We start from the raw sequence: 12,844 nt of genomic DNA on the forward strand, positions 1-12,844 counted from the left end.
AGCCAGCCACTTACAATTGCCAATAAAAACTCACACCTAACTACTAAAAGCTAACAGCCATAAATCATGTTCAACCAAACCCAGTATAACCCGGAAAAATAGAAAGAAGTCCTGAAAAGAAGAGCCGGCGATGTTCCCGCATCACCGGCTCAGAAAGAATCCCGTTGGTTGTCGCCATTACCTCCGAAGGAGGCAGGGATAGTTTTGCCATTTTGTAATTAACAAAACACTCAAATTTATGAAAAAACCGATACAATACCGCCAGGTATTACTTTGGACTATGAGAATAACCGCCAGTCAGCTTATTTTAATCTTGCTTTTCATTGGAACGGTCTATGGTCGGGAAGGTGCTGCGCAATCGCTTCTAGGTCAGAAAATTTCGCTTACTGCCCGAGAGAGTGAAATCAAGAAGGTCCTCAGCCAAGTGGAAAAGCAGATCGATGTCAAGTTTGTATTCAGTTCAAAACTGATCAAATCAGCCCGAAAAGTTAATGTGGCCGTTCAGGATAAGCCATTATATGAGGTTTTAGATCAGATATTAACGCCACTTCAGCTGGAATACGAGGTATCAGGGAAGATTATTATTATCAAAAGAAGTGAGGCGTTGCCTGACGAATTGACACCGAACGGAAAGGCTTCACCAAGGAAATCTGTGACCGGAAAGGTTCAGGATGAATCGTCGAATGGCCTGCCCGGCGTGAGCGTTGTGTTGAAAGGAACTCAGACAGGAACTACGACTGATATTTCGGGTGAGTTCTCTATAGAAATTCCGGACGATCAGTTGGCAAATGCTACGTTGGTATTCAGTTTCGTTGGTTATAAAACACAGGAGATCAAAATAGGTAACCAATCAAATCTGACTGTAAGGTTTGAAGTTTCAGAACAGGCTTTAAATGAGATCGTTGTGGTGGGATATGGTCAGGTTAAGAAAAGTGATCTTACTGGTTCGGTAACGACGATTGCAGTTGATGAAATGAAAAAAGTGGCTGTTACATCAATGGATCAGGCACTTCAGGGACGGGCTGCGGGTGTGCAAATCACCCAAAATTCCGCTGCTCCAGGTGCGTCGACCACCATTCGTATCAGAGGGGGAAACTCTATTCAGGGCGACAATGAGCCTTTATATGTAATTGATGGAATACCATTTAAAAACGACGCTTCCAACACTGGATCCAGTTTCAATGTGTTGAGTACACTCAATCCGAGTGATATTGAATCGATGACGATTCTTAAAGATGCTTCATCGACAGCGATATATGGATCAAGAGGAGCAAACGGCGTGGTTATCATCACGACCAAGAGAGGCAGAGCCGGCAAATCGACGATCAATTTTGATGCATATTATGGCTTTCAACAGGTGCGTCGTAAATATCCGGTGCTTAATGGCAGCGAATATGCCGCTTTTGTAAACGAGGCTAATACAAATGAAGGCCGTGCGGCAGTCTATACTGACGAGCAGGTGAAGGCATTTGGCAAAGGAACCGACTGGCAGGATGAAATATATCGCTCTGCACCGATGTATAACTATCAACTTTCGATGAGTGGCGGCGATGAAAAGACGCAATATGCGATTTCCGGAGGTTATTATAAGCAGAACGGAATCGTAACTAATTCGGATTTTGACCGTTATTCTTTCCGGATCAATCTCGACAGAAAGCTCTCCTCGAAAATAAAAGTAGGCAACAGTTTGACTGTCAACCGTACTTTTTCAAATCAGTCCCGCACCGACGGACAGCTGGGAAGTGCCGGGTTGGTGACCATGGCGGCCTTGCAATTTCCGCCGATTGTTCCAGTCAGAAATCCTGACGGAACCTACGTCATCAATGACCCTGCCTTGAATTTCACGGCCGACAATCCGGCAGCTTTAGCGAACGACAGCAAAAATCAAAACACTGCATACCGGGTTTTCGGAAATGTTTTTGGAGAATATCAGATCATCGACGGGTTGACTTTCAAGTTGGTGCTGGGTATCGATGGTATCTTTCAAAAACAGGATAGTTATCTGCCAAGAAGTGTAGGAAGCGGTTTGGCGCAAGGAGGTGTGGCCTCGATCAGCAACGGGCAATCTCTAACCTGGTTGAATGAAAATCTTTTGACATATACCAAAGCATTTAACAAAAACCACAGTTTGACGGCGCTGGTAGGATATACCCAACAGGCCAATCGCTCGACAAGCAGTTATGCAGCTTCCCGGAATTTTGTGAATGATAATCTGAATACCGGAAGCCTCGGCTCAGGATCTGTGGCGTTGGTACCTTCATCAGGCATCGGAACCTGGGGGTTGGAATCCTACCTGGGACGTGTCAACTACACTTTAATGGAAAAGTATTTGTTTACTGCATCTTTCAGAGCCGACGGTTCTTCGCGTTTTGGAGCCAACAAGCGATATGGCTTTTTCCCTTCCATGGCAGTTGCGTGGCGAATGTCCGACGAAAACTTCATCAAGAATGTTGAAGCGATCAGTGAGTTAAAACTTCGGGCGACGATTGGGTCAACCGGTAATCAGGATGGGATTGGAAACTATCCGGCCTATTCACTTTTGGGAACTCAAAACTACGTTTTTGGAAATGTTGTGTCGACAGGAATCGGACCCAACCAAATTGCCAACCCGGATTTATCCTGGGAAACAACGACCCAATCGGATATCGGTTTTGATCTGGGGTTATTCAACAATCGTATCAACGTAACGGCTGATGCTTATTTGAAAAGAACCAAAGACTTGCTTTTGGCCGTGACTGTGCCAAGTTCTTCCGGCTTTTCGAGTGGAATAAAAAATCTGGGCAAGGTGGAAAACAGAGGACTGGAGCTGAGTATAAGTTCCCACAATATCGACAAAGCGTTCAAATGGACAACAGATTTCAATTTTTCAATGAACCGCAATAAGGTACTGGATATCGGAGGAGCACCGCGGATTTTTGCAGGAGATGTGGCCAATATAGCTCAAAATGTCAATTCCGGAATTATTCAGGTCGGTCGGCCCTTGGGGTCATTTTATGGGTATGTCACGGACGGAATATACCAAAGTACGGACGAGCTGGCGGCTGTAACCGATGCAAGTGCCAGAAAACCGGGCGATCGCAGGTATAAGGATATCAATGGCGATAAAAAAATCGATGATAATGACAGAACGATCATAGGTCGTGCACAGCCGAAATTTATCGGAGGGATCAATAACTCATTCTCTTATAAGGGTTTTGATCTTACTGTTTTCTTCCAGGGAGTATATGGAAATCAAATCCTGAACGCCAACCGTTTTGAGCTGGAATATCTGAATGGAACGACCAATCAGGATCGTGATATGCTAAATCGCTGGACGCCAACGAATACCAATACGGATATCCCGAGAGCATCCACAACCCGCCCTGCAAACAGAATTTCGACACGCCAGATCGAAGATGGATCGTATCTGAGATTGAAAAATGTGCAGTTGGCATATACCCTGCCAGCCAGTGTGTCAAAATCAATCCATATCCAGAATATCAAATTTTACGTTACCGCGCAGAATTTCCTGACATGGACAAAATACTCAGGATATGACCCCGAGGTGAATCGTTTTGGACAGGACAGCCGCAGTCAGGGTTTTGACTACGCCAGTTATCCGGCGGCGAAAACTTTGATTTTTGGTCTCAACCTGAGTTTGTAACAACTGTTTAACATTTCTGAATCGAAAAATTTGCCAATTCTATTAATCCTTAAAAAGGATATAATGGTGTTAAATAATCAAAAATATGAGAAAACTTATTCTAGCCGGCCTCACTGTTTTTGCAGTTTCGTCGTGCAATGTTTTGGAGCAAACCCCAGAGTCGAATTTCACGCCTACGAATTTTTACAAAAACGCGGATGATGCAAAAGCCGCGGTTAGCGCGACATACGACTTGATGAATACCGCCGAAATGTATAATCAGGTTATGTGGATTTTGCAGGATCAGGCGACAGACGACAGCGAATGGGGAGGCGGAAGATCCACCGCCAACCAGGCCAAAAACGATTTGGATAAATATACTTTTACGCCTGCAACCAGCACTTTTCAATCCATTTGGACGGCAGCATATAAGGCTATTAACCGAACCAATGCGGTGGTGGGGCGTGTGCCTGCCATATCAATGGATGAAACACTCAGAAACCGGCTGGTAGCGGAGGCAAAATTCATGAGAGGTTTCTATTATTTTACCTTGGTAAGATTATTCGGAGACGTTCCGCTGGTGTTGACCGAAACTACTTCTTTGAATGATTTGCAGGCCCCAAGAGCGGCAGCCAATGATGTGTATTCTCAAATCATTGCTGATTTTACAGAAGCCGCAGCGACTTTGCCAGCAACCTATACAGGCGCTGACGCGGGTCGGGCAACGAAAGGTGCCGCTTTGGCATTTCTATCAAAAGTTTATCTCACAAGAGGAGAATGGGCTAGCGCATCTCAAAAAGCAAAAGAGGTAATGGATTTAGGCGTTTATTCGCTTTGGGCCAACTATGCCGATGCATTTGCGATTGCCAATAAGAACGGGAAAGAAGCTGTTTTTGAAGTTCAGGCACTTGGCGGAGGATTCGGCGAGGGTAGTTTTATGCAGGGATACATGCGTCCGAATTTCGACCGGGTTAATAACACGGCGGGTTTCGGCGACGATCCCGTGACCAAAAATTTATACGAAACCTACACCGCTCAGGACCTGAGAAGGGATGTGAATATCAAGCTATATTCTGCAACTACAACACCCGCTGCGCCTGCGAGCGTAGATTATCCTGCCTATGTTTACAAATATCGTGATCCGTCCGCGACTGCAAACGGTGAAGGAAATAACAACTTCCCGATCATTCGTTATGCGGATGTTTTACTGATGTATGCAGAAGCTTTGAACGAACAAGGTGCCGGAAACGTGGAAGCATTTGCCGCTATAAACAAGGTCAGAACGAGGGCAGGACTGGCCGAGTTGCCTGTTTCCACAAGTCAAAGTGCGTTCAGGGATGCTGTTTTGCTGGAAAGAAGGCTGGAACTTGCTTTCGAAGGGCATCGCTGGTATGATTTGGTCAGAACGAAAAGACTGGTGGAAGCCATCAAGGCGCAAAATCCAACGATCGTTATTAGTGAGAAGAATTACCTGTATCCAATTCCGCAGACTGAGCGTGACGTCAATCCGAATCTTACTCAGAATGAAGGGTTTTAAGCTTTCTTAAATTCAAAATCGAATCGAATGCAGAGACGTGAATTTTTAGGCGTAGCGACGCTTGTCCCTCCGTTAGTTTTAACATATGGACAGGCGTCGTCCGCCATTTTGCAAGATACGTTCATCGTGAATTCAGGAATTGGCGGGAATAACACCGTGGACTTGCTGGCCCGGATAAATAAGGATTGCCTGGCTCACGAGCCGGATATGACCATTTTGATGATTGGCACGAACGATATGAACAGTCGCAAGTATATCCCGCTTCCCGAATATGAAAAGAATATGAGAACAATCATTGAAAAGATTCTTGGGGTTAAAAGCCGGATATTGCTGATGACGATTCTTCCGGTTTATGAGCCATACTTATATACCCGTCATCCACAAACATTCTACGGAGAAGAAGGACATAAGGGCCGGAAGGAAAAGGTGAACGATACCATCAAAAAGCTGGCTGTTGAATACAAGCTCGAGATGTTGGATATGCACCATATTTTCGAAAAAGTCGGGAACATTGGCGTAGATCCCTTTAGTCTGATTCAGAATATGGCTAATTCTAAAAAAGAAGACGGCGTTCATCCGACACCCGACGGATATCGAACCATGGCTGTCGCGATATACCAGAAATTGCTGAGCCTGGATATGCCATATCAAAAGCTGGTTTGTTTTGGCGATAGTATAACTTTTGGAGGTGGGAAGTATACCAACAGCTATCCCGGGTTTTTAAAAGAGCTGCTGGGGTATGAGGGCCCTTAGGTCCATTACTTTATGAGTTAAATCTATTCTTGAACCTTTAATTATTATCTTGAATGAATAGAATTGGAAGAATTTTGATGATGATATGCCTTTTCGGATGCGCGAATTTATCTCGGGCAGAAAAACTGAAAAAGGAAAATTATAGTGCGGACGTCATCATATATGGCGGCACGTCTGCAGCGGTCACCGCTGCGGTGCAGGTTATTAAACAAGGTAAAACGGTTCTGGTAGTTTCGCCGGATATCCATTTGGGTGGACTGTCGGCTGGCGGTCTGGGTTTTACAGATACAGGTGACAAATCAGTAATCGGCGGGCTGGCGCGTGAATTCTACCATCGGGTTTATATGCATTACGATTCTCCCGAGGCATGGAAATGGCAGAAAAAGAGTGAATATGGTAACAAAGGCCAGGGTACTCCCGCAATGGATGGAAACGAAAGAACGATGTGGATTTTCGAACCACATGTCGCCGAAACGATTTTTGAGGAGTTTGTAAAAGAAAACAATGTCAAGATCTACAGAAACGAATGGCTGGACCGCGAAAAAGGAGTTTTGAAAAAGGACGGTAATATCGTTACAATCACAACCCTTTCCGGCAAATCATTTAGCGGGAAGATGTTTATTGATGCCACTTACGAGGGAGATTTGATGGCGGCGGCTGGTGTGAAATACCACGTAGGTCGTGAGGCAAATAGCGTATATGGTGAGCAATGGAACGGCATCCAGGCAGAGGTGTTCCAGCACGGCCATTATTTCAAGAAAAACGTAAGCCCGTATAAAGTGGAAGGCGACCCGAAAAGTGGTTTACTTCCATACATAACGGATGAGAAAATCGGCAAAAATGGCGATGGAGATCACAAAATTCAGGCATATTGCTTCCGTATGTGCCTATCCGCAAACGCTGATAACCGCATACCGTTCGCCAAACCAGCCGGATACAAGGCATCGAATTATGAATTGCTGGCGAGGGTTTATAAGGCAGGATGGACCGAAACGTTCGATAAATACGATCCGATTCCAAATAAAAAAACAGACACTAATAACCACGGACCTTTCAGTACTGACTTCATTGGACAGAATTACGACTATCCGGAAGCGACATATGCTCGTAGAAAACAGATCATCAAAGAGCACGAATTGTATCAGAAAGGCCTAATGTATTATCTGACAAACGACCCGGCCGTGCCTGCAGATGTTCGTGCCAAAATGAGTGAATATGGTTTGCCAAAGGACGAGTTTAAAGACAATGGAGGCTGGCCGCATCAGATCTACGTTCGTGAGGCGAGAAGAATGATCGGGGTGGATGTAATGACGGAGGGCCATACTCTGGGAACCAAGCCTGTAAAAAATTCGGTTGGGATGGGCTCATATTCGCTGGACGCGCACAATGCACAACGTTACGTAAAAGCGGATGGATATGTTCAGAATGAAGGAGATATCGGTGTTCATCCCAAAACGCCATATGCCATTTCCTATGAATCCATTGTCCCAAAAAAGGCTGAATGTCAGAATCTGCTGGTGCCGGTTTGTCTGTCAAGCTCTCATATCGCATATGGTTCGATCAGAATGGAACCTGTTTTTATGATATTGGGTCAAAGCGCAGCGTCGGCAGCGGTGCAGGCGATTGACGGCAAAAAAGCGGTACAAGATGTAGATTACGGTCAGCTGAAGGTGCAATTGTTGAAGGATAAACAGAGATTGGAATTGTAGAACCCAAGCTTCAAATGAGTCAGGTTGAGCATGATGCAATATCACCCAAGGTGACTTATATGCTGATAAGTAGTCTATAGTTTTCTATTCAACTACTTATCTACAAACAATCATGAAATCAAATTTTTTAAAAGGACTGTTGCCAGTCTTGCTGCTAGCATTTTCTCTTTCGTTCGTGTCATGTGGCGATGACAAAAACGATAATCCTTCGCCGCAGGATTTGGCAACAAAGGTTGAAAGTTCATGGATTCTAAAAAAGTTTTCAGTTGACGCCCTGGGAGAAACAACGGATTATCTTTCAGAGGCAGATTCGACAGGAACACCCAATTGTCTGGCTACCATGGTTTCTACTTTCAAATCAGGAGGCAAAATTGATGTTACTGCTGAAAACGGCTGTGATGCTGACGACAATATAGTATCACCAACTGATACATGGGAGGTTGTGGGCAACAAAATCAGACTTAAAGACGAAGATGGGTTGACACAGGAATTTGACTTGGTTGTAGACGAAAAGGAAATGAAATGGTCTCTTGAGGCTGAGGCATTGGGTGTTAACATGAAAACAAACATCGTTTCATAAAAAAATAGGCTTACTCCTTTCCAATTTAACAGCGTGATAAGGGGATCGGAATCAATTCTGGTCCCTTTTATTATGGCAGTGGCAGATATTCTCAACAACCGTTTACTCAATACTTTATCCGTAAACTAACAACGCGTTTACAACTGATTTTCAAACGGCTATTTTTGGCAGATATTACTCACATATCTCAAAACAATAGTCATGAAAAAACTTCTTTCAAAACATCTGACCCGGTCATTTTTTTTCCTTTTTCTTGCTTTAGGTGCAGTCTCTTGTAGTAATGACGATGATGATCCGACACCATCCAACCCTACCGGAGTCGAAGGCTCGTGGAATATCAGTGCACTGACTGTAGCTCCTGCATACGACGGCATTTCAGATATTTTAACCGCTTTTATAGCACTTGCTGGAAACGATTGTATAAAACGGATTACATTTATTTTCAAAGGAGACGGAACAATTGACGGAACGGTTCCAACCGATTGTGTTAGTGCTGATGATGATATAGTTCCAGGCTCCGGCAAGTGGAAAGTCGTTGGCGATAAAATTCAGTTGACAGACGACGACGGCTCTGTTGAGGAATACGATTTGTCCGTTAACGCTTCTGAAATGAAATGGTCTTATGATGAAGTCGAAGCGGGAGTTTCTTATAAATACACGATTACTTTTAAAAGAAAGTAAAGAACCAGCAACTTTTGAAGTTTTTAACCTCATCGTTAAAGCTCAAAAATCTCTTTATATTTTATAATTCAGAGTACTATGGCCGGATTTATATCCGGCTATTTTTTTAGTTTTGTGTTCCTAAATCTAACTCTTATCTATTTATAATGACAATTGGCTCCGCTCCGCGTTCGAATTTTTCACATCTCTTCAGTGCCCCGGTTATCGTTGCTGCCCTTGGCTACTTTGTAGACATTTATGACTTGCTTCTTTTTGGCATCGTTCGTATTCCGAGTCTCATCTCATTGGGACTTTCGGAAGAGGACATTTCTGTTGTAGGTGCTAGTATATTGAACTGGCAAATGGGCGGTTTGCTTATCGGTGGTATCCTTTGGGGCGTTTTGGGGGATAAGAAGGGACGTTTGTCTGTTCTTTTCGGATCCATTATTACCTATTCTTTGGCAAACATTGCCTGCGGATTTGTACAGGATCCAATGACTTACAAGATTTTGCGGTTTATTGCCGGAGTAGGTTTGGCAGGGGAGTTAGGTGCAGGGATTACGCTGGTTTCCGAAATACTACCCAAGCATTTACGCGCTATCGGTACTTCCCTCGTGGCTGGAATCGGATTGCTGGGAGCTGTTGTTGCCTATTTCACGGTTCAATTTTTCAACTGGCGCTACGCGTATTTCATCGGCGGCGGTCTCGGTATATCATTGTTGTTACTTCGAATAGGGGTTTTTGAGTCAGGTATATTCGCTGACCTGAAACATCAAAAGCATATTCAGAAAGGTAATTTCTTCTCTCTCTTTACAAGCGGGGAACGGCTTTCAAGATATTTGAAATGTATCGGGATGGGTCTTCCTACCTGGTTTGTGATCGGTATTCTGGCAACTTTCAGCAATGAATTCGGCCGTGCTTTGGGTATTCAGGAGCCGGTTAGCCCTGGTCTGGCGATCATGTGGTGCTATGTAGGTTTATCCGTAGGAGATTTAGGTAGCGGATTCCTGAGTCATTGGCTCGAATCCCGCAAAAAGGCGGTGTTTTTACTGATGTCTTTCACATTGATCTGCAGCGTGATATACCTTTATGCGGGTATATCTTCGATAAAACAGCTTTACTTTGTTGCCGGTTTGCTTGGGTTTGGTATCGGATACTGGGCAATGTTCGTTACTATAGGTGCTGAACAATTTGGTACCAATTTGAGAGCGACCGCGGCAACAACAGTCCCGAATATGGTAAGAGGAACGGTGATATTGATGACCACCTTATTTGGCACATTTAAAGAGTCATTTTCGGTCATTAATGCGGGTGCTTTGGTTGGCCTTTTGTGCTTTGCCATCGGTTTCTTTTCGATCATCACCATTCCCGAAACCCACGGAAGAGATATGGACTTCCTGGAAGAATAAAGGATATTCGATTTTGTATTGAAAATTGATGCAATAGTATTATTCGGGTTGAGTTAATATATGGAAATTCGTGAGATGGAGGAAAGGGATAAGGGAGGAAAGGACGAGGCATGATGCAGGGGAGTCATTTGGTTCAAATTATCCGCGGTCTAAAACTAATTACTAAAAGCTAACCGCTAATAGCAAAAATATGGAAAGAAGAGTAGCGTTAAAAAGCATGGCGATGGCCGTGGGAGGTCTGGTGAGTTTACCAGCATGGGCTTCGGGATGGAATGAATCTTCTGTAAAAGGCGGAGGATCATTTTTGTCGGCAGATTCGGCTGACGTTCTGAAAAGTGTGGTCGATGCGATGATTCCAAAAACGGATACACCGGGTGCGGCAGACCTGGGTGTTGACAAATTCGTACAGAAAATGGTGACAGATTGCTACGATCAAAAAGCACAGGATAACCTGACGGCCGGACTTGCAAAGGTGGATGCCAAAAGCAATGCAGCATTCGGGAAGTCATTTTCGGGGATATCACAACAACAGAAGCTGGGTATACTAGAGGAGATGCAAAAGGCAGGCAGTGCGGAAGAAAAATCTTTTGTCAACCTGACGAAAAATCTAACCATCCAGGGGTTCATGAACAGTGAATATGTAATGACCAATATCACTCATTATGAGCTGGTTCCGGGTCGTTATCATGGGTGTGTGCCGGTGGAAAAGTAAGTAGGAAGGAGGAAAGGAACGAAGGAGGAAGGGTAAGAAGGGAACTCCTCGTGACTCTGCGGGATACTCCCTTAACCCCGCGTTTAAATGAAGAAATCCAGTGCTTGATGGCGGAAAGCCGACAGCCGAAGTAAACAAAAAATCATGGCGAATTTTAATATCGATAGTAAAAAGGCCCGCACTTATGATGCCATCGTGATTGGCTCAGGGATTAGTGGCGGGTGGTCAGCGAAAGAGCTGACTGAGAAAGGTATGAAAACACTGCTGCTGGAAAGAGGCAGAAATGTGGAGCATATCAAGGATTATCCAACCACGAATATGATGCCATGGGAGTTCGAGCACCGCGAACGTTTGCCGAAAGCAATTGTGGATGAGAATCCGATAGCAGCGAGTTGCTACAATTTCAAGGAATCGTCTGCTCACTTTTTTGCAAAGGACAATGAGCATCCATATATACAAGACAAGCCTTTCGACTGGATTCGTGGATATCAGGTAGGCGGAAAGTCGCTGCTTTGGGCGCGGCAAACCCAGCGTTGGAGCAAATATGATTTTGAAGGTCCGGCACGGGATAAATTCGCGGTTGAGTGGCCGATAGGATATGACGATATCGCACCCTGGTATAGCCACGTGGAGAAATTTGCGGGAATTACTGGAAATAAAGACGGTCTGGATGCACTTCCTGATGGTGAATTTTTAAGACCCCACGACCTGAACTGTGTCGAGAAATATTTTAAAGAACAGGTTGGAAAACAATATAATGACCGCCATATTATCATCGGTCGGGCTGCGCATATTACTGATCCTCAGCAGATTCACCTCGATCAAGGCCGCGCTCAATGCCAGGGCCGGACGATATGCGAGCGAGGGTGTCCTTTCGGAGGATATTTTAGTAGCAATGCTTCAACGATACCTTGGGCGTTGAAAACCGGAAATCTGACTTTGAGACCGTTTTCAGTCGTTCATTCGATCATATATGACGACAAATCGCAGAAGGCAACAGGCGTTCGGGTGATAGACGGAAATACGAAACAGATGATGGAATTTTATGCAAATATCATTTTCGTAAACGCTTCCGCTCTGAATACCAACCTGATTTTGATGAATTCCACTTCTTCCCGTTTCCCCAACGGATTGGGTAATGATAGCGGTGTGCTTGGTAAATATGTGGCATTCCACAACTACCGGGCGACGGTTTCAGGCGAATATGAAGGATTTTTGGATTCGACGACAGATGGCCGTCGTCCGAATAGCGGCTATATCCCGCGTTTCCGGAATTTATACAAACAGGAGACTGACTTCCTGAGAGGATATGCGGCCGGGTTTGGGGGTAATCGCAATACGTACAACGACCGCAGCGGAATGGGCGAATCGCTGAAAGAGGGATTATTCAAAACCAAATATGGCAACTGGAGTGTTGGCTCGCATATGATGGGTGAAACGATTCCGAAAGAAAGCAACTATGTGGCGCTTGACAAAGATAAAAAAGACCCGTTCGGCGTGCCGATGATGCATATCAATGTTGGGTATGACGACAACGACGAAAAAATGATCAAGGACTATATGGAGCAGGTTTCGGAAATGTTTACCAAAGCCGGGTTTACTAACATCCGTACCAATGACAATGGTCGCAAGCCAGGAAATGATATCCACGAAATGGGCGGAGTACGCATGGGTAAAGACCCCAAAACGTCGATGCTAAACAAATGGAACCAGCTTCACGCCGTGAAAAACGTATTCGTTACCGACGGAGCCTGTATGACTTCGACTTCAACGCAAAATCCATCGCTCACTTACATGGCCTTCTCTGCCCGCGCAGTTGATCATGCAGTGAAGGAAATGAAAGCTAAAAATTTGTAGGAATT

General features: G+C 44.6%; 10 protein-coding genes. 9 read left to right on the top strand and 1 reads right to left on the bottom strand.

Annotation, left to right across the window (positions count from 1 at the left end; all coding sequences use genetic code 11):
• Window positions 1-70: 70 nt before the first annotated feature.
• Window positions 71-211, bottom strand: a complete 141-nt coding sequence (locus tag AC1XUD_RS12995; RefSeq protein ID WP_483361439.1) for a hypothetical protein — start codon at window positions 209-211, stop codon at window positions 71-73.
• 27 nt (window positions 212-238) lie between these two features.
• Between AC1XUD_RS12995 and AC1XUD_RS13000 the strand changes: the two genes are divergently transcribed.
• The 9 genes from AC1XUD_RS13000 to AC1XUD_RS13040 all read left to right on the top strand — a co-directional run bounded on the left by AC1XUD_RS13000 (window position 239) and on the right by AC1XUD_RS13040 (window position 12,839).
• Complete coding sequence (locus AC1XUD_RS13000; protein WP_483361440.1) at window positions 239-3,643, top strand: TonB-dependent receptor; 3,405 nt, start codon at window positions 239-241, stop codon at window positions 3,641-3,643.
• A gap of 85 nt (window positions 3,644-3,728) precedes the next feature.
• A complete protein-coding gene (locus tag AC1XUD_RS13005; protein WP_483361441.1) occupies window positions 3,729-5,159 on the top strand; it encodes a RagB/SusD family nutrient uptake outer membrane protein in 1,431 nt (476 codons plus the stop codon).
• Between the two features lie 27 nt (window positions 5,160-5,186).
• Window positions 5,187-5,912, top strand: coding sequence for an SGNH/GDSL hydrolase family protein (locus AC1XUD_RS13010; RefSeq protein ID WP_483361442.1), 726 nt, complete (start codon window positions 5,187-5,189; stop codon window positions 5,910-5,912).
• A 77-nt stretch (window positions 5,913-5,989) separates the two neighbouring features.
• Entirely contained in the window at window positions 5,990-7,621 is a 1,632-nt protein-coding gene (locus AC1XUD_RS13015; RefSeq protein WP_483361527.1) for an FAD-dependent oxidoreductase, read from the top strand.
• Window positions 7,622-7,733: 112 nt separating this feature from the next.
• The gene (locus AC1XUD_RS13020) at window positions 7,734-8,201 is read left to right on the top strand and encodes a hypothetical protein (protein WP_483361443.1); all 468 of its coding nucleotides are present in this window, start codon (window positions 7,734-7,736) and stop codon (window positions 8,199-8,201) included.
• A gap of 201 nt (window positions 8,202-8,402) precedes the next feature.
• A complete protein-coding gene (locus AC1XUD_RS13025; protein WP_483361444.1) occupies window positions 8,403-8,882 on the top strand; it encodes a lipocalin-like domain-containing protein in 480 nt (159 codons plus the stop codon).
• 146 nt (window positions 8,883-9,028) lie between these two features.
• A complete protein-coding gene (locus AC1XUD_RS13030) occupies window positions 9,029-10,270 on the top strand; it encodes an MFS transporter (protein WP_483361445.1) in 1,242 nt (413 codons plus the stop codon).
• 190 nt (window positions 10,271-10,460) lie between these two features.
• Window positions 10,461-10,982 (top strand): gluconate 2-dehydrogenase subunit 3 family protein, encoded by a 522-nt coding sequence (locus AC1XUD_RS13035; protein ID WP_483361446.1) that lies wholly within the window; start codon window positions 10,461-10,463, stop codon window positions 10,980-10,982.
• A gap of 144 nt (window positions 10,983-11,126) precedes the next feature.
• The gene (locus AC1XUD_RS13040; protein WP_483361447.1) at window positions 11,127-12,839 is read left to right on the top strand and encodes a GMC oxidoreductase; all 1,713 of its coding nucleotides are present in this window, start codon (window positions 11,127-11,129) and stop codon (window positions 12,837-12,839) included.
• The last annotated feature ends 5 nt before the right edge of the window (window positions 12,840-12,844 follow it).

The sequence above is a fragment of the Dyadobacter sp. HNCC25DJ184 genome, from assembly GCF_056895215.1.

Coding starts and splice junctions, on each gene's coding strand:
- AC1XUD_RS12995 (WP_483361439.1), bottom strand. CDS start 211: ATGGCAAAACTATCCCTGCCTCCTTCGGAGGTAATGGCGACAACCAAC.
- AC1XUD_RS13000 (WP_483361440.1), top strand. CDS start 239: ATGAAAAAACCGATACAATACCGCCAGGTATTACTTTGGACTATGAGA.
- AC1XUD_RS13005 (WP_483361441.1), top strand. CDS start 3,729: ATGAGAAAACTTATTCTAGCCGGCCTCACTGTTTTTGCAGTTTCGTCG.
- AC1XUD_RS13010 (WP_483361442.1), top strand. CDS start 5,187: ATGCAGAGACGTGAATTTTTAGGCGTAGCGACGCTTGTCCCTCCGTTA.
- AC1XUD_RS13015 (WP_483361527.1), top strand. CDS start 5,990: ATGATGATATGCCTTTTCGGATGCGCGAATTTATCTCGGGCAGAAAAA.
- AC1XUD_RS13020 (WP_483361443.1), top strand. CDS start 7,734: ATGAAATCAAATTTTTTAAAAGGACTGTTGCCAGTCTTGCTGCTAGCA.
- AC1XUD_RS13025 (WP_483361444.1), top strand. CDS start 8,403: ATGAAAAAACTTCTTTCAAAACATCTGACCCGGTCATTTTTTTTCCTT.
- AC1XUD_RS13030 (WP_483361445.1), top strand. CDS start 9,029: ATGACAATTGGCTCCGCTCCGCGTTCGAATTTTTCACATCTCTTCAGT.
- AC1XUD_RS13035 (WP_483361446.1), top strand. CDS start 10,461: ATGGAAAGAAGAGTAGCGTTAAAAAGCATGGCGATGGCCGTGGGAGGT.
- AC1XUD_RS13040 (WP_483361447.1), top strand. CDS start 11,127: ATGGCGAATTTTAATATCGATAGTAAAAAGGCCCGCACTTATGATGCC.